Raw genomic sequence first — 482 nt, forward strand, 5'->3', positions numbered from 1 at the left:
CGGTCACGATGATCTTGCTCACGGTGTGGGTGCTCGTCGGCGTCGCCGGTTGTTGGTTGGTGCAGTCTGAGTCTTCTCAATCGAATTCAGCACACGCCTCTTACGCATCCCTGAGCGCTGAATTCGCGGTCAACGCTGACCATTCAGCTGCCGACTGCACCGCGTCACCGGAATGCCCCCAAGCGTTCGCGATTGCGGTGCTGCCACTGTCGGCCACGGCTCTGGTCACGCTGGGGTCCGGCGTAGCAGTGACCACCGCCGTCGGCTCAGTCACCGACGGTGTGTCACCCGGGAGGCGGGGCCCGCCCCGCGGCGTCTCTGTCGCCCTTTCGGGTCGAGATATCTTGACGCGGTTCTGTCTAGCGCGTCGCTGATCGGTCAGCGTCAGGCCGTTGTGCATTGGCCACTGCGGCCAGTGACCAATGACCTTGTCAAGGGCGCACTTTAAAGGGAGAACCCGCTGTCGAAGCGGCGATCGGACC

1 protein-coding gene is annotated in these 482 nt (G+C 63.7%); it reads left to right on the forward strand.

The window, feature by feature from the left end; translation table 11 throughout:
* Positions 1–8 precede the first annotated feature (8 nt).
* The gene (gene lpqS, locus AC5Y5O_RS32220; RefSeq protein WP_473143704.1) at positions 9–374 is read left to right on the forward strand and encodes a putative copper homeostasis (lipo)protein LpqS; all 366 of its coding nucleotides are present in this window, start codon (positions 9–11) and stop codon (positions 372–374) included.
* Positions 375–482 lie beyond the last annotated feature (108 nt).

Source organism: Mycobacterium sp. NGS40, assembly GCF_059812735.1.

Coding starts and splice junctions, on each gene's coding strand:
- lpqS (WP_473143704.1), top strand. CDS start 9: ATGATCTTGCTCACGGTGTGGGTGCTCGTCGGCGTCGCCGGTTGTTGG.